15 protein-coding genes and 1 tRNA gene are annotated in these 15,066 nt (G+C 70.8%); 8 read left to right on the plus strand and 8 right to left on the minus strand.

The genetic code is table 11. The features are described 5' to 3' along the window. Window positions 1–43: 43 nt before the first annotated feature. The 5 genes from OHB01_RS18630 to OHB01_RS18650 form a co-directional block, all read right to left on the minus strand. Window positions 44–1,432 (minus strand): GH1 family beta-glucosidase, encoded by a 1,389-nt coding sequence (locus OHB01_RS18630; protein WP_240971677.1) that lies wholly within the window; start codon window positions 1,430–1,432, stop codon window positions 44–46. Then, complete coding sequence (locus OHB01_RS18635; protein WP_142649289.1) at window positions 1,429–2,253, minus strand: carbohydrate ABC transporter permease; 825 nt, start codon at window positions 2,251–2,253, stop codon at window positions 1,429–1,431. The genes OHB01_RS18630 and OHB01_RS18635 overlap by 4 nt, the downstream gene beginning before the upstream one ends. Beyond that, window positions 2,246–3,268: a carbohydrate ABC transporter permease gene (locus OHB01_RS18640; protein ID WP_142649290.1), complete on the minus strand. Its 1,023-nt coding sequence runs from the start codon at window positions 3,266–3,268 to the stop codon at window positions 2,246–2,248. Before OHB01_RS18640 ends, OHB01_RS18635 begins: the two co-directional genes overlap by 8 nt. A 123-nt stretch (window positions 3,269–3,391) precedes the next feature. Next, window positions 3,392–4,693, minus strand: a complete 1,302-nt coding sequence (locus OHB01_RS18645) for an ABC transporter substrate-binding protein (protein ID WP_328855744.1) — start codon at window positions 4,691–4,693, stop codon at window positions 3,392–3,394. A gap of 278 nt (window positions 4,694–4,971) precedes the next feature. Then, window positions 4,972–5,919 carry an AraC family transcriptional regulator gene (locus tag OHB01_RS18650; RefSeq protein ID WP_142649292.1) on the minus strand — a complete coding sequence of 316 codons (948 nt, stop codon included), beginning with the start codon at window positions 5,917–5,919 and terminating at the stop codon, window positions 4,972–4,974. 152 nt (window positions 5,920–6,071) lie between these two features. On the opposite strand from OHB01_RS18650, the gene OHB01_RS18655 reads away from it, so the two are divergent. The 4 genes from OHB01_RS18655 (at window position 6,072) to OHB01_RS18670 (ending at window position 10,232) form a co-directional block, all read left to right on the plus strand. Then, a complete protein-coding gene (locus OHB01_RS18655) occupies window positions 6,072–6,578 on the plus strand; it encodes an anthrone oxygenase family protein (protein WP_328855745.1) in 507 nt (168 codons plus the stop codon). 39 nt (window positions 6,579–6,617) lie between these two features. After that, complete coding sequence (locus tag OHB01_RS18660) at window positions 6,618–7,154, plus strand: PadR family transcriptional regulator (RefSeq protein WP_142649294.1); 537 nt, start codon at window positions 6,618–6,620, stop codon at window positions 7,152–7,154. Further along, the gene (locus tag OHB01_RS18665) at window positions 7,151–8,530 is read left to right on the plus strand and encodes a DHA2 family efflux MFS transporter permease subunit (RefSeq protein WP_142649295.1); all 1,380 of its coding nucleotides are present in this window, start codon (window positions 7,151–7,153) and stop codon (window positions 8,528–8,530) included. The genes OHB01_RS18660 and OHB01_RS18665 overlap by 4 nt, the downstream gene beginning before the upstream one ends. 307 nt (window positions 8,531–8,837) lie before the next feature. After that, window positions 8,838–10,232 carry a glycoside hydrolase family 16 protein gene (locus OHB01_RS18670; protein WP_328855746.1) on the plus strand — a complete coding sequence of 465 codons (1,395 nt, stop codon included), beginning with the start codon at window positions 8,838–8,840 and terminating at the stop codon, window positions 10,230–10,232. A gap of 64 nt (window positions 10,233–10,296) precedes the next feature. Here the strand turns inward: OHB01_RS18670 and OHB01_RS18675 are convergent, their stop codons facing one another. Next, window positions 10,297–10,884 carry a DUF5666 domain-containing protein gene (locus OHB01_RS18675; protein ID WP_142649297.1) on the minus strand — a complete coding sequence of 196 codons (588 nt, stop codon included), beginning with the start codon at window positions 10,882–10,884 and terminating at the stop codon, window positions 10,297–10,299. Window positions 10,885–11,133: 249 nt separating this feature from the next. Further along, window positions 11,134–11,727 (minus strand): TetR/AcrR family transcriptional regulator, encoded by a 594-nt coding sequence (locus OHB01_RS18680; protein ID WP_142649298.1) that lies wholly within the window; start codon window positions 11,725–11,727, stop codon window positions 11,134–11,136. Window positions 11,728–11,810: 83 nt separating this feature from the next. Here OHB01_RS18680 and OHB01_RS18685 point away from each other — a divergent pair, with 83 nt between their 5' ends. Continuing rightward, window positions 11,811–12,518 (plus strand): alpha/beta hydrolase, encoded by a 708-nt coding sequence (locus OHB01_RS18685; protein WP_328855747.1) that lies wholly within the window; start codon window positions 11,811–11,813, stop codon window positions 12,516–12,518. A gap of 29 nt (window positions 12,519–12,547) precedes the next feature. Here OHB01_RS18685 and OHB01_RS18690 read toward each other — a convergent pair whose 3' ends face one another. Continuing rightward, complete coding sequence (locus OHB01_RS18690; protein WP_244313084.1) at window positions 12,548–12,937, minus strand: response regulator transcription factor; 390 nt, start codon at window positions 12,935–12,937, stop codon at window positions 12,548–12,550. 128 nt (window positions 12,938–13,065) lie between these two features. Between OHB01_RS18690 and OHB01_RS18695 the strand changes: the two genes are divergently transcribed. The 3 genes from OHB01_RS18695 to OHB01_RS18705 all read left to right on the plus strand — a co-directional run bounded on the left by OHB01_RS18695 (window position 13,066) and on the right by OHB01_RS18705 (window position 14,985). Continuing rightward, window positions 13,066–13,140 (plus strand) — tRNA-Arg (locus OHB01_RS18695). Window positions 13,141–13,489: 349 nt separating this feature from the next. Then, window positions 13,490–13,801 (plus strand): hypothetical protein, encoded by a 312-nt coding sequence (locus OHB01_RS18700; protein ID WP_142649300.1) that lies wholly within the window; start codon window positions 13,490–13,492, stop codon window positions 13,799–13,801. Window positions 13,802–13,803: 2 nt separating this feature from the next. Beyond that, window positions 13,804–14,985, plus strand: a complete 1,182-nt coding sequence (locus tag OHB01_RS18705; RefSeq protein WP_328855748.1) for a hypothetical protein — start codon at window positions 13,804–13,806, stop codon at window positions 14,983–14,985. The last annotated feature ends 81 nt before the right edge of the window (window positions 14,986–15,066 follow it).

Here is a 15,066-nt window from a genome sequence, read left to right on the forward strand (position 1 = left end):
CGCCGCGCGCGGTCCGGGGGCCGCTCACGACGGGCAGTGGTCGTCAGGCACTCCCCAGCCCGTTGCGTTCGATGACGTCTCGATACCACAGCGCGCTGTCCTTGGGAACGCGTCGCTGGGTCTCGAAGTCGATGTACACGATGCCGAACCTCTTGTGATAGCCGTAGGCCCACTCGAAGTTGTCCAGGAGCGACCATACGAGATAACCCCTCAGGTCCGCACCGGCGGAGATCGCGGCGTGCGCCGCCCGCAGGTGGCCGTCGAGGTAGCCGATCCGGTCGTCGTCGTGCACCTCGTCACCCGTGAGGTGGTCGTCGAAGGCCGCGCCGTTCTCCGTGACGAGCAGCCCGACCTCGGGATAGTCGCGCGACAGCCGTACGAGCAGGGTGTTGAGGCCGGACGGCTCGATGGGCCAGTCCATCGCGGTCGTCGGGCCGGTCGGCGGCTCGAACCGGATGCCCTCGGTGCCGGGGAAGGCGGGGTTCGCCGGCTCGCCGGGCGCGGCCGACACGAAGGACGGGTTGTAGTAGTTGATGCCGAGCAGGTCGATCGGCTGGTGGACGACGGCCAGGTCGCCGTCCCGGATGTGGCCGAGGCCGCCGTGGCGGGCGGCGATCTCCAGCACCTCCTCCGGGTAGCGCCCCCGCAGCGCCGGGTCGAGGAACTGCCGGTTCAGCAGCGCGTCCACGAATGCGGCCTCCTCGTGGCCGTCCGTCTGGATCACGGGAGAGAGGTTGAGGGTGAGCGCGATCTCGGCGGCCCCGGCCGCGCGCAGGGCCCGCGCCGCCAGGCCGTGAGCGAGCAGCAGGTGGTGTGCGGCGCGGAACGCGGCGGCCGGGTCGCGCCTGCCTGGGGCGTGGACGCCGGAGCAGTAACCGAGGAAGGCGGCCACCCACGGCTCGTTCAGCGTCGTCCAGGTGCGGACGCGGTCGCCGAGCCGCTCGTGCACGACGGCGGCGAAGTCGGCGAAGCGCTGCGCCGTGTCCCGCGTTGCCCAGCCGCCGGCGTCCTCCAGCGCCTGCGGCAAATCCCAGTGATACAGCGTCGGGTACGGCCTGATGCCGTGGGCGAGCAGCTCGTCCACGAGGCGGTCGTAGAAGCCGAGACCCGCGGCGTTGACCTGCCCCGCCCCGGTGGGCAGGACGCGCGGCCAGGCCACCGAGAACCGGTAGGCCGCCAGGCCCAGACCGGCCATGAGCCGTACGTCCTCGGCATAGCGGTGATAGTGGTCGCAGGCGACGTCGCCGGTGTGGCCGTCGGCGACGTTGCCCGGGACCCTGGAGAAGGTGTCCCAGATCGAGGGGCCCCTGCCGTCCTCGGCGGCGGCGCCCTCGATCTGGTAGGCCGCGGTGGCGGCGCCCCAGACGAAGCCGTCAGGGAAGATCATCGTCGACGATCCGGTCCCCCGAGTGGCCGTGGTCGTCGCCGTCATCCCTTCACAGCTCCCTGCATGATCCCTCCGATGATCTGTTTGCCGAGCAGGACGAAGACGAGCACCAGCGGCAGGGTCGCCACCGCCGTGCCCGTGAGGCCGAGCGTGAAGTCGCGCACGTAGCCGCTGGCGAGCTGCGACAGCGCCACCTGCACGGTCGGATTGTCGGGTGTGAGCACCACCAGCGGCCAGAAGTAGTCGTTCCACGCCGTCATGAACGTGAGCATGCCGAGCACCGCCGCGGCCGGCCGGGCGGCCGGGATCACGACGTGCCAGAACAGCCGGGCCGTGCTGCACCCGTCGATACGGCCCGCCTCCAGCAACTCGGTCGGCAGCGCGCGGCTCAGATACTGCGTCATGAAGAACACGCCGAACGCGTTGACCAGCGCGGGGACGATCACGGCGTACATCGTGCCGGTCCACTCCAGCTTGATCATCAGCATGTAGAGCGGGATGATGCCGAGCTGCGCCGGGACCATCATCGTCACGACCGTCATCAGCAGCAGCATGTTGCGGCCGCGGAAGCGCAGCTTGGCGAACGCGAAGCCGGCCAGGGTCGAGAAGAACATCACCGACACGGTGATCGTCCCCGCGACGACGAACGAGTTGAGCAGCGCCAGCGCGAACGGCGCGGTGTCGAAGACCCGCCGCACGTTGGCGAAGAAGTTGCCGCCCGGCAGCAGCGGCGGCGGCACCTCGGCCAGCGCCGCGTTGTCGTGCGAGGCGACGACCACGCTCCAGTAGACGGGGAACGCCGAGAAGAACGCCACCGCCACCAGGGTCAGATAGGTGAGCGGACGAGCGCGCAGCGACCTAAGCATCGAGTCCTCCACGCATGCGCCGTACGACGAGATAGTTGACGCCCACGACCACGACCACGAGCAGGAACATCACCCAGGCCGCCGCCGAGGCGTAGCCGAACTCGAAGCTGCGGAAGCCCTTCTCGTACAGGTAGAGGGCCAGGGTCTGGAACTGGCGGTCGGTGCCGCCCGTGACCGCCGCGCCGTTGCTGACCTGCGCGCCGAACAGCAGCGGCTCGGCGATGATCTGCATCGACCCGATCGTGGTGACGATGACCGTGAAGACGACGGTCGGCCGGATCATCGGGAGCGTGATGCCCCACAGCTGCCTGAGGCTGGACGCGCCGTCGAGGGTCGCCGCCTCGTAGATCTCCCTGGGCACGGCCTGCATGGCGGCGAGGTAGATGAGCGCGTTGTAGCCGGTCCACCGCCACATGATCATGACGGCGATGGCGACGTGCGAGGAGGCCACGCCCGCCTGCCAGTCGATCCGGCCGGCCCCGAGCCAGTCGAGCACCATGTTGACCAGCCCGAAGTCGCGCCCGAAGAGCTGGCTGAAGATGACGACCACGGCCACGACGCTGGTCACGTTGGGCAGCAGGAGCGTGATGCGAAACAGCGTCTGTGCCCGCAGCGGCCGGTTCAGCAGGTGCGCCAGCACGAGCGCGAGCAGCAGCTGGGGCACGGCGGACAGCACGCCGATCGACAGCGTGTTGAACGCCGCGTTCCAGAAGTAGCCGTCGGCGAACAGCGCCGCGTAGTTGTCCAGGCCGACGAAGGGGTTGTCGCTGCTCAGCAGGTTCCAGTCGTGCAGCGACACCCAGGCCGTGTAGACGAGCGGGAAGACGCCGAAGGCCGCGAAGAGCAGGAAGAACGGCGCGACGTACGCGTACGGCGAGACGTGCAGATCGAGCCGGTGCAGCGTGGAGCCCCGGCCCGACGCCGCTCGCGCGCGCGCCGGGGCGGGCGAGGCGGCCGGTGGGCCGCCGGGGGAGGGCGCCGCGGTCCGCAGGGACCCGCCCGGGGGTGATGCCATGGGAGATCCTCCTCTGGACGGGGCCCCGGCGCCGACAACCCGAGCGGATCGGATCGCCTGAGCCGATCGCCGGTCGCTGAGCCGGTCGCTGATCCGGTCGACTGGGGCCCCGCCTGCGACGGACTACTTGATGCCTTCCACGTCCTTGAGGACCTGGGCCCACGCCTCGTCGGGCGACTGCTTGCCCTGCTCGACCCGGCCGATGCCGTTGCCGATGGCCGTACGCACGTCGCCCTCGCGGGGGCCGAGGTGCTGCGGCTTGAGGTTCTTCGCGGCGTCGGAGTAGATCCTGCCGACGGGGGCGTCGTTGAAGAAGTCCTTCGTGAAGTTCTGGATGTCCGGCTGGTCGTACAGCGACGGGATCGACGGGAAGTTGCCGATCGCCTTGAACACCGCGGCCTGGTTCTGCGCCGAGGTCAGGAAGTCGATCAGCTCGGCGGCCTCCTTGGGGTGCTTGCTCTGCTTCGGCACCGTGAGATGGGAGCCGCCCGAGTTGCCCGCGCCGCCGGGCACGGTGGCGATGTCCCACTTGCCGGCCGCGTTCTTGGCCTGGTCCTGGATGTACGCCGTCATCCAGGCGGGGCAGATCACGGTCGCGAACGAGCCCTTGGCGAAGCCGGTGTTCCACTCCGGCGTGAACGCGCCGATCTTGGCGGACAGGCCGGCGTCGATCATCTGGACCGACAGGTCCCACGCCTTCTTCACGTCGGGGTTGGTGGCGACGACCACGTTGTCCTGCGCGTCGTACACGCCGACAGGGGCCTGGGCGATGATGGCCCGGAAGATCTCGCCGGGGCCGTCGAAGAACTTCGCGTCCTTGGGCGCCTTGGCGGCGAACTTCCTGCCGGTCTCGATGTACTGCTCCCAGGTGGGCCACAGGGCCGACACCTCGTCGCGCTCGCTCGGCAGCCCGGCCTTCTCGAACAGGTCGGTGCGGTAGCACATGGCCAGGCCGCCGACGTCGGTGCCGAGGCCGACGAGCGCGCCGTTGGGGGCGAGGCCCTGCTGCCACTTCCAGTCGAGATACTCGCCCTGCCGCTTGTCGAGGCCGTATTGCCGCAGGTCGTGGAACTTGTCCGGCTGCGAGGTGAACTGGCTGATGTAGCCCACCTCGATCGCCTCGACGTCGGCGGCGCCCGCGCCGGTGGCCAGGTGCGCGGCGAGGTTCGTGTGGTGGTCGGCGTACGCCGCCTGGCGCTCCTCGATCTCGACGTTCGGGTGCGTCTTCCTGAACTCCTCGTAGAGCGGCTTGAAGCCGAAGTCGCCGAAGAGCCCGACGCTGAGCTTGATCTTCTCCGTGGACTGGCCGCCGCCGGTCGTGGAGCCGGACCCGCCCCCGCCGCACGCCGTGAGCGTGAGCAGGGAGGCGGCGAGCATGGGGGCGACGAACCGGACCATCCGGCGGCCCGCGTGGGGAGTGCCCATGAACCCTCCTTGGGTTCCCGCATTTGATTGATCATGAAGAGAGCGCTCTCGCACAAGATTGGGAGTCGCTCTTGAGGGCGTCAAGGGCTGGATCAGTAACGATTCCCGTTATCTGAGGATGGTGTTACACCTGGTGGAAGCGCTCCCATGGCTATCGGCGCAGGAAGACGGCCGTCCGGTGCCGGGCATGCTCCCCGGGATGGATGAGAAAGCGTTCTCTCGCTTGGGGCGTTGCTGGAGGGATGTCCGTGCGAATCGGCGGGTGTGGCCGCGCGGCTTCAGCCGGCCGGGCGGGTCAGGGTCTCCCGATAGCGCTGCGGGCTCACGCCGTGTTCCCGCTTGAAGGCCGCGCTGAGCGCGAACGCCGTACCGTAGCCGACCCGCCGCGCCACGGCCTCCAGCGTCGCGTCCGTCTCGCGCAGCAGGTCGGCCGCCTGCGCCAGCCGCAGCCCGGTCAGATAGGCCATCGGCGGCTCGCCGACCAGCTTCGCGAACCGCTGCGCCAGCGCGGCGCGGGAGACGCCCGCCCGGCCCGCCAGCTCGGCGACCGTCCAGGGATGCGCCGGGTCGGCGTGCAGCATCCGCAGCGCCGGCCCGACCACCGGGTCGCCGTGCGCCCGATACCACCCCGGCGCCTGGGCGTCCGGCCGGGAGAACCACGTGCGCAGCACGGCGATCAGCAGCAGGTCGAGCAGGCGGTCGAGCACCACCTCCTGGCCCGGCTCGTCCTTGCCGATCTCCTTGCCGAGCAGCGTGACGAGGGAGCCGTCCCACGAGTCGCCGCGCAGCACCAGCAGCGTGGGCAGCGCGGCCAGCAGCCGCCGGGTGACCGCGCCGCGCATCTGGTAGGCGCCGACGAGCAGCACGGCCGACCCGTCCGGGTCGTTGCCCCAGGTGCGCGTGCCCAGGTCCATCTCCCCCGACAGGGCGCGGCCGTCCGGGGTGGTGCACACCTGCCCGGGGTGGATCACCACCTGCGGCGTGGTCGCCGGGTCGTCGGCGACCGTGTAGTGACCGGGGCCGCGTACGACCGCCACGTCGCCGGGCCCCACCCGTACGGACCGGTCGTCGTCGGGCATGATCCACGCCTGGTCGCGCACCATCGCGACCAGGCACAGCGGCGCCTCGTCCTGGATTCGCAGTGACCAGGGCGGGCTCAGGGTCGCCCGCAGCAGGAAGGCTCCCCGCGCCCGGGGGCCGTCGAGGAGATCGGCCAGCGCGTCCATGGCCAGATCGTAGACGGCCGCATATGCGGTCGAGCGTCTCGGCGATGTCGCCGGGAGCGGCCCGCCGGTTGACTGATCGCCATGACGACGACAGCGCACAATCCGCTCATCTCCACCGCCGGTGTCCGCGCCCGGGCCGTGGCGGAGGCGTCATGACATACCTTCTGGCCGCCGTCGCGGCGGGCCTGTCCATGCTGATGACCGCCGGGATGGCGGGCACGTTCTTCGGGTTCTCGGTCGGGGTCATGCCGGGCCTGAACGCCGCGCCGGCCTCCTCGGCGATCGACGCGATGAACGCCGTCAACATCAAGATCCAGAACCCGGTGTTCCTGGCGGCGTTCCTCCTCGCCCCGGTGGCCGCGGCGGGGGCGGGCGGCCTGTTGCTGGCCACCCCTCGCTCCGGCGCGGCCTGGCCGTTCTTCGCGGCGGCCGCGGTGTACGTCGTCGGCGTGCTCCTGGTCACGGGCGCCGTGAACGTGCCGATGAACAACGCCCTGGCCGCCGCCGCGGCCCACGGCGACCCGGCGGAGGCCGCCGCCCGGATCTGGGCGGACTACTCGGCCCGGTGGACCACGTGGAACACCTGGCGAGCCGTGGCCGGCGGGGTGAGCCTGCTGCTCATGGGCTACGGCGCCTACCGCTGGGGCCGCGGCGCCTGACCTCTCGACGGTTAACGTAACCTAGGTTAATTTGGACGGGTGTACTCCGACATCGTGATCCTCCGAGGGCTGCTCAACACGCCGAAGCACGGCTACGAGATCAAGAAGTACATCGAACGCGTCACCGGCGGCCTGCTCAACAACAACACGCTCTATCCCGCCCTGCGGCGCTTCGAGCAGCGCGGTGAGATCGAGAAGGTGGCGGAGGAGACCGCCCCGGGCCGTCCGCCGAGGACCGTCTATCGGATCACCGACAAGGGGCGTGAGCGGCTGCGGGCGCTGCTGGGCACGGCCGACACGACGCTCCTGACGAAGGACGAGGAGTTCCAGGTCAGGGTGGGCCTGTTCGACCTGCTGCCCGAGCTCGACCGCCGCAGGATCATCGAGGTGCGCCGGGAGTGCGTGGAGCACTCGCTGGCGGCGCAGGAGGAGATGGCCGCGGCGGCCGGACACGAGCCGTGGGGCCTGCGCGTCCTCCGCTTCAACATCGAGCGCCACCGGCTCGAACTGGCCTGGCTGGACGAGCTGGAGGCGGCGCTCCCGCAGCGGTCGCCGTCGCCGGGGGAGTCGGCATGACGACGGGCGCCGGGGCCGGCGGGCCCACCCGCCTGATGTCGCTCGGGCTCGTCGCGGGCCCGATCCTGTCGATGGTCGACTCGTCGGTGGTCAACCTCGCGGTGCCCGACCTGACCCGCGAGCTCGGCCGGCCTCTGGACGTCGTGCAGTGGGCCGTGAGCGGCTACCTGCTCGCCCTGGCGGTCGGCCTTGGCCTGACGTCCTACCTGGCCAGAAGGTTCGGGCTGGTTCCGACGTACATCGGCAGCCTGGTCCTGTTCACGCTCGCGTCCGCCGCGTGCGCGCTGAGCCCCGACGCCGGCACGCTGATCTGCTGCAGGGCACTGCAGGGCCTGGGCGGCGCGCCGCTCGTCCCGCTGGCGATCGGCCTGCTCATCGGGGAGGGCGGAGCCGCGACGGGCGCGCGCGGCAGGGTGCCGCTCGCCGCGGGTCTCGCGTTCTTCGCGGCGCCCGCCCTCGGCGTCTCCCTGGGCGGCCTGCTGATCGGCGCGTACGGCTGGCGCTCGATCTTCCTGATCAACCTGCCGATCGGGCTGCTCGCCCTGCCCGGCGCGTTCGCGGCCTATCGGGCGGGTCTCGGCGTGCGGGGCGACCGCGCCGTACGGCCGGACCTGCCGGGGCTGGTCCTGCTGGCGACCGGACTCGGGCTGGCGACCTATGGAGTCGAACGGGTGGCGGCCCACGGCTGGGCCACCCCGTCATGGCCGGCCGGTCTGGCGCTCCTGGCCGCCTACGTGCTGTGGGCCCGCCGCCGCCCGCGGGCCGCCCTGGCGCTCGACCTGGTGCGGGACGGGGCGCGGGCGGCGACCCTCGCGCTGTGCGCGGTGTCGAGTGTCGTGCTGTTCGCCGTGCTGTTCCTCGCGCCGCTCTATCTCCAGACGATCCAGCACCACTCCAGCCTCGTCACCGGGCTCGCGCTCCTGCCGCAGGGCCTGGCCATGGGACTGTCCGCCCCGCTCGGCCAGAGGGTGGCCGAGCGGCGGTCGGTGCGGTTCGCGGTGGTGCTCGGGATGGTGCTCCTGACGGTGATGACCGGGCTGATGGCGCTGTTCACGCCGGACACGCCCGTGTGGCTCACCACGCTCGTCCTGTGCGGACGCGGCCTGGCCATCGGGTTCACGAGCCAGCCGCTGGTGATCTCGCTGCTGGGCGGCCTGGCGCCGGAACGCGTCCCCGACGCCAACACGCTGTTCAGCGTGGCGCAGCGGCTCGCGGGATCGTTCGGGATCGCCCTGCTCGTCACGTTCTTCACCACCCGCGGCGCGGCGACGGGCTCGCCGCTCACGGGCTTCCACGAGACCGCCCTGGTCCTGGCCGCGACCGCGCTGCTGGGCACGCTGGGCGCGACCAGGCTCCGCCTGCCGCAGGTCTCTTGACATCGATGGCGGGGTGCCTCCGGGTCCTCGCAGGAAGTGAATTGGAGAGCGCTCTCTCATCGCCGCCTACACCGGGTGTCGTGTGCTGAGAACGCTCTCTTGGATTTCACAGATCCTCTTGACGGGCGTGAGATTCAGAGGGGACAGTGTCGCTCAAGCGGTCCGCGATCGCGGTGCGCGGGCCCTCACGACCCTCTCCGGACACCGCCGTCCGGCCCCGCGGACGTTCGCCGTCTCCGCTGCGTGAGGCCACCCGCAACCCCCCAATCCCCCCGCCGCGACGACCGGACCGAGGAGAGAGGTACTCATGCGTGTGCTCCACTCCCCATGGCGGCGCTCGGCGCTGGCGCTGCTCGCCGTGGCCGCCGCGGTCCTGGCCCTCGCCGTACGGCCCGCCGACGCGTCGGTGCCCGCGACGCCGTCCGGCTGGTCGCTCGTCTGGTCGGATGACTTCAACGGCGCGGCCGGAACGCTTCCGTCGTCCACCAACTGGATCATCGACACCGGTCACTCGTACCCCGGAGGCCCGGGCAACTGGGGCACCGGCGAGATCCAGAACTACACGGCCGACCCGGCCAACGTCAGCCTGGACGGCTCCGGCAACCTGCGCATCACGCCGATCGGCAGCGGCCAGAACTGGACCTCCGCCCGGATCGAGACCCGCCGTACGGACTTCAAGCCGGAGGCCGGGCGGATCCTGCGGATCGAGGGCCGCATCCAGATGCCGAACGTGACGGGCAATGCCGCCCTCGGCTACTGGCCGGCCTTCTGGGCGCTGGGCTCGCCCTACCGCGGCAACTACCAGAACTGGCCGGCCATCGGCGAGTTCGACATCATGGAGAACGTCAACGGCATCAACTCGGTCTGGGGCGTGCTGCACTGCGGCGTGAACCCCGGCGGGGCGTGCGGCGAGACCAACGGCATCGGCGCCAGCCGGGCCTGCCCGGGCTCGACCTGCCAGTCGGCCTTCCACACCTACCGCTTCGAGTGGGACCGCAGCGTCACCCCCAACCAGCTCCGGTGGTACGTGGACGGCCAGCAGTTCCACAGCATCAGCCAGAGCCAGCTCGACGCCACGACGTGGTCGAACATGACCTCCCACTCCGGCTACTTCCTCCTGCTCAACGTCGCCATGGGCGGCGGCTTCCCCAACGGCGTCGCCGGGTTCTCCACGCCCACGTCCGCCACCGTGTCCGGACGGCCGATGGTGGTCGACTACGTGGCCGTGTGGCAGAGCGGCGCGACGAGCAGCCCGCCGCCGAGCTCGCCCCCGCCGACCGGCGGTGGCGTGGACGCGCGCTCGACCATCCAGGCGGAGAACTACCAGGCGCAGAGCGGCACGCAGCTTGAGGCGACCCAGGACACCGGCGGCGGGCAGAACGTCGCCTACATCTCCAACGGCGACTGGCTGCGCTTCGACGGAGTGAACTTCGGCTCGACGGCGGCGCGGCAGTTCAAGGCCAGGGTCGCCTCCGGTGCGGCGGCCGGCGTGAGCGGCCTCGTACAGGTCAGGCTCGACAGCCCGACGGCGACCCCGATCGGCGACTTCGCCGTCGCCAACACCGGCGGCTGGCAGAGCTGGACGACCGTGCCGGCCAACATCGCGCCGACGACCGGCACCCACACCGTCTACATCACCTTCAGCAGCGGCCAGCCGGCCGACTTCGTCAACCTCAACTGGTTCACGTTCGCCACGTCCTGACCCGTCACGCCGTCACGCCCAGGGCGGGGGCCGCTACCGGTCCCCGCCCACGGCCGGGCGTACGTCACTCGGTGGGCTCGACCGTCTCCGGCGACGGCGACTCCTCAGGCGTGCCGGTCTCGCCCGGCGTGGCGGGCGCCGTCGGCGTCTGCGGGGTCTGCTCCGGGGGCGCGGTGCCTCCGCCGTGCCCCGGCAGGGCCGGGCGGCTGGCGTCCGCGACGATGATCGCCCGCGGGCTGTCGCCGGTCGTGCCGATGACCCACACCTGGTCGCCCTGCTGGATCCCCTGCAGGCCCTTTGAGTCCGCGACGACCCTGGTCGACTCGTCGACCGTGTAGGTGCGGCCGTCCACCGTCACGGCGCCGCTCCGCACCGACTCCACCGCGCCGGTCTGGCTGGTGAAGGTCTGGTAGTCGCCGGCCCGGCTGCGCTGGCCGGCCGGTCCGAGATGGAGCAGCGCGAGCTCGGTCATGCCGAACTGCTCGGGACCCGACCGGAGCTGTCCCCCCTGGGCGTACGGCGTCTGGTCCTGCCCCGGTGCGCTCGCGGCGGCGAGGCCGGCTCCGGTGGCGACGGTGAGCGCCGCGGCGATTCCGAGCAGAAGCCGGGGCCGTCTGCGATGAGGTTTCGGCGGCTTGCTGGAGATGGTCATCGGTGTGCTCCCTCCACCCCGCGCCGGAGCACGACACGACCCGGTGCAATGGCACGGTGCGGCCTGGCGTGGGCGGCGCGGCTGGAATGTGCGCGCATGACGTGAGCGGACGCGACCGTGGCGCGGAACGTCCGCGGGAAGGACGCGCCGGGCGTACGCGGACGCGCATGGAGCGCGCGGCACCGCGAACCCGTCGCGGAGGGCCCGCCAGTGGCATTCCCGGCCGGGCCGTCAGGTCGATCCGTCCGGTCAGCCGCCGGCCCGCGCCGGTCGGCCCGCCTTCGGATCCCCTGGCCGCCCTACCCCATCGAGTACGGCGTTCACCACCCGCTCGGTAAAGCCATCGTCCAGAGGCAATTGCCGGAATACCACCCGCAGCCAGACCGCGCCGGCGAGCAAATCCATGATCATCATCGGGTCGGCGGAGTCGCCGAGCTCGCCGCGTTCCCGTGCCCGTTCGAAGATCGGCTGCTCCCTGGCGAACCGGTCGGCGAAGAAGCCCTTGGCCGCCTCCGCCAGCTCGGGGCTGTTGACGGCCGCGCCGAGCGCCGCGACGGCGATGTCCGCCGCCGGGGGAGTGGTCAGCAGCCAGGCCAGGCCGTCCAGCAGCGCCTGCAGGTCGCCCCGCAGGCTCCCGGTGTCGGGCACGTCGAAGTCGAGCGTCCGCGCCTCGACCAGCGCCGCGCCGAGCAGCGCGGCCTTCGACGGCCACCACCGGTAGATCGTCGTCTTGTTGACCCCCGACCGTTCGGCCACGCCCTCGATCGTCAGGCCCTCGTAGCCCTTCTCCGCCAGCAGGCTCAGTGCGGCGTTGAGGATGTCGTCCTTCTTGCGTGGGGCCATGCGGGGGAGCTTACTGCAACGCACCGTTGTGTTTTAATGACATATGCAACGCAACGTTGCGTTGTGATGGGAGGAGGTGCGTCATGAGCCTGCCGGTGGTCTTCATTCACGGCATCCGGTTGAGCGGCACGATGTGGTCCCCGGTCAGGGCGCTGCTGCGGGCTCCGTCCGCCGCGCCCGACCTGCCCGGCCACGGCCGCCGCCGCGGCCTGCCGTACGACACGGAGTCGGCCTGCGACGTCGTCGCGGAGACGATCAACGACCTGGGCGGGCGGGCCCTCGTCGTGGGGCTGTCCCTCGGCGGCTACGTGGGCATCGCCACCGCGGCCCGGCATCCCGGCCTGGTCGCCGGCCTGGTCGCGATGGGCTGCACGGCCCGGCCGGACGGGCCCATGGCGGACGTCTACCGGTTCGCCGGGCGCCTGGCCGCCCGCAATCCCAGGCTCGCCGACCGGGTGAGCCGCTTCGCGCTGCGCCGCATGCTGCCCGGGGCCGCCGGCGAAGCCATGATCGAGGGCGGGCTGAGCAGCGAGGTCGTGGCGTCCGTCGTCGCGGCGGTCACGGCGGAAGACCCCCTCGCCTCGCTGGCCGCCTACCCCGGCCGGGTCTGGCTGGTGAACGGCGCCCGCGATCACTTCCGGGTCGACGAACTGGCGTTCCTGCGGGCCTGCGCCGACGGCAGCCTCTTCCACATCCAGGGCCGAGGCCATCTCACCGTGCTCGCCAACCCCGCCCGGCTGGCCCGCTTCATCGACACGGCGGCCGAGGACGTGTCCGTCCGCGCGGCCTGATCACGCCCGCGCCGTACGCCCGGCCCCGCTCAGAGCGCGCCGGGGCTCTTGGCCAGGTCCCGTACGATCTGGATCAGCTCGGCCGGGTCGAACGGCTTGGTGAGATAGGCGTCGACGCCGATGTCGTAACCCCGCCTGCGGTCGTCCTCCTGGGCACGAGCGGTGATGAGCATGACCTTGATGTGCCGGGTGCTCGGGTCCTCCCGCAGCCGCGTGGCCGTCTCCCAGCCATCAAGGCGCGGCATCATCACGTCGAGCGTGATCACATCGGGATCCACGTCATGGACGCGGTCCAAGCAGTCCTGCCCGTCGTACGCGGTCTCGACCTCGAACCCCTCCAGGGTCAGGTTGACCGCTATGAGCTGCCGGATGACCTCGTCGTCATCCACGACCAGCACGCGTCCCAGAAGCTCGCCCACGGCGGCAAAGCTAGCCAATGAGACGGGGCGGGCGCGCGGTTTTCACTGATCTACATCCCCGCGCTCCCTGCGGGCCGTAATGATGTCACGAGGGGCCTTCAAGTCCTGGTAGCCTTATCAGCGGTTGAGCCCCCTTAGCTCAGGGGATAGAGCACCGGCCTCCGGAGCCGGGTGCGCAGGTTCGAATCCTGCAGGGGGCACCAGACCTTGACCAGCGGATCAAGCCGCTGACCAGGGCGAAGAACACAGGAACGGGCGGGCCTCCAGTCTCACGGAGTCCCGCCCGTTCTCGTTGGCGCTCACTGGTTGTGGATCAGTTGTGGACCGGATTCAAGGGTCAGCGCGGCCTCGATGCGGAGGTTGTTCTGCTCCTGGCGGCCGTCGAGGCACTTGGCGTAGCGCTTCAGGAGCACCTACACGCTGTTCCCCACGTGAGCGGCCCGCCTCGGACGCATCCACTCCGGCGTTGAGCCAGGCCGTCCCCGCCGTACCTGGCCTGAAGGTTTGCGGACGCGATCATCGCGATGGCCGCCGGAGGTTACGCTTGGCGCTGTGGCGGAGTTGAGTGGGGCGCAGTTGGATGCGCTGGTCGAGCAGGCCACCGTGGATGCCTATGACGACGATGAGCAGCTCTCCGCGCTCCACGTCATGATCGAGGACAATCTCGTGACGCCGTTCCGGACGACCGTCCTGGGTGTGGAGGTCACCGTCAAGAAGGTCAGGTTGCGCGAGGGGAGCGGGATCGTCGCGATCTGCGTACGGGGGCGGCACCAGCAGACGATCGGCATCCTCGATCTTCCGCTGCCGGATCCGCCGCCCCAGGGTTCTGAGTGGATAGAGGCCTACCGGCACAGGTGCCGCTGACGATGAGTGAATACCAGTACTACGAGTTCCTCGCGGTCGACCGCCCGCTGGACGCCCGGCAGCAGGCCGAGGTCCGTGCCCTGTCCACGCGGGCCCGCATCACCGCCACCGGCTTCACCAATGAGTACCACTGGGGCGCCTTCCGCGGTGATCCGCGTCGGATGATGGAGCGCTACTACGACGCCCACCTGTACGTGGCCAACTGGGGCACGCATCGGATGATGCTCCGGTTGCCGCGGGCCGTCCTGGGGTTGGACGCGGTCGAACGGTACTGCGTCGATGGCGGTGTAGAGGCGTGGGTCTTCGGCAAGCACCTCATCCTCGACTTCACCAGTGAGGACGAGGGAGGTGACTGGATCGACGGGGCCGAGGACTCGCTGCCGGCGATCATCGGGGTCCGGGCCGAGCTCGCCGCCGGTGACCTGCGCCCCCTCTACCTGGCCTGGCTGTCGGCGTTCGGTGCGTGGGAACGCGATGAGGATGCCTTCGACTACGGGTTCGAAGACGAGCTCGAACCGCCGGTGCCGGCAGGTCTGGGCTCGCTCAGCGCACCGCAGCGGGCGCTGGCCGACTTCCTGCGTCTCGATGCCGACCTGCTCGCGGTCGCGGCCGAGGCGAGCCCATCTCTTGCGACCGATCGTGATGACCCGCGAGAGCTGGCCACCTGGATCGAGAACCTGCCGGTCAAGGAGAAGGACCGCTTGCTGGTGCGGGTCGTGCGGGACGAGACCGCACAGGTACGGATGGAGCTGCTGCGCCGGTTTCGCGGCGCACCGAAGGCCGGGGCGGAGAGCGGAGACGGTGGCCGCACCGTGGCCGAACTGCTGGATGGCGCGGCCGAACGGCGCGCGGAGCGAGAGCGGCAGGCCAAGGCACGGCGGGCCGAGGAGGAGGCCCGCCGTGAGCGGGAGCGGGCCGCGGCCCGGGAGGAGCGGCTGGCGGCGCTGGCCCGTGACGAGGACACGGCCTGGGAACGCGTCGACAAGTTGATCTTCACTCGGAAGCCGGGCGAATACGACGCGGCCGTCGACCTTCTGGTGGATCTGCGGACTCTGGCTGAGCGTGTCGCTCGGCTGGAGGAGTTCACGCGGCGGCTCACGTCGCTGCGCCGGGAACACTCGCGTAAGCCCAGCCTCATGGAGCGTCTCGATCGAGCGGGGCTCGTCGACCGGGTCAGGTCCTGAGAGGTTCAGCCCGCACCGGAGACGGAGAGCACCCTCGGACCTACGGGTTCGGGGGTTTCTTCGTGTACGGGGGTTGGTAGT

This window comes from Microbispora hainanensis (genome assembly GCF_036186745.1).
Lineage (GTDB): Bacteria > Actinomycetota > Actinomycetes > Streptosporangiales > Streptosporangiaceae > Microbispora.

Excerpts from the sequence above, each read along its gene's own strand:
- OHB01_RS18680 (WP_142649298.1), bottom strand. The coding sequence starts at position 11,727 with ATGGCCCCACGCAAGAAGGACGACATCCTCAACGCCGCACTGAGCCTG.
- OHB01_RS18655 (WP_328855745.1), top strand. The coding sequence starts at position 6,072 with ATGACATACCTTCTGGCCGCCGTCGCGGCGGGCCTGTCCATGCTGATG.
- OHB01_RS18705 (WP_328855748.1), top strand. The coding sequence starts at position 13,804 with ATGAGTGAATACCAGTACTACGAGTTCCTCGCGGTCGACCGCCCGCTG.
- OHB01_RS18645 (WP_328855744.1), bottom strand. The coding sequence starts at position 4,693 with ATGGGCACTCCCCACGCGGGCCGCCGGATGGTCCGGTTCGTCGCCCCC.
- OHB01_RS18630 (WP_240971677.1), bottom strand. The coding sequence starts at position 1,432 with ATGACGGCGACGACCACGGCCACTCGGGGGACCGGATCGTCGACGATG.
- OHB01_RS18670 (WP_328855746.1), top strand. The coding sequence starts at position 8,838 with ATGCGTGTGCTCCACTCCCCATGGCGGCGCTCGGCGCTGGCGCTGCTC.
- OHB01_RS18635 (WP_142649289.1), bottom strand. The coding sequence starts at position 2,253 with ATGCTTAGGTCGCTGCGCGCTCGTCCGCTCACCTATCTGACCCTGGTG.
- OHB01_RS18675 (WP_142649297.1), bottom strand. The coding sequence starts at position 10,884 with ATGACCATCTCCAGCAAGCCGCCGAAACCTCATCGCAGACGGCCCCGG.
- OHB01_RS18665 (WP_142649295.1), top strand. The coding sequence starts at position 7,151 with ATGACGACGGGCGCCGGGGCCGGCGGGCCCACCCGCCTGATGTCGCTC.
- OHB01_RS18685 (WP_328855747.1), top strand. The coding sequence starts at position 11,811 with ATGAGCCTGCCGGTGGTCTTCATTCACGGCATCCGGTTGAGCGGCACG.
- OHB01_RS18640 (WP_142649290.1), bottom strand. The coding sequence starts at position 3,268 with ATGGCATCACCCCCGGGCGGGTCCCTGCGGACCGCGGCGCCCTCCCCC.
- OHB01_RS18650 (WP_142649292.1), bottom strand. The coding sequence starts at position 5,919 with ATGGACGCGCTGGCCGATCTCCTCGACGGCCCCCGGGCGCGGGGAGCC.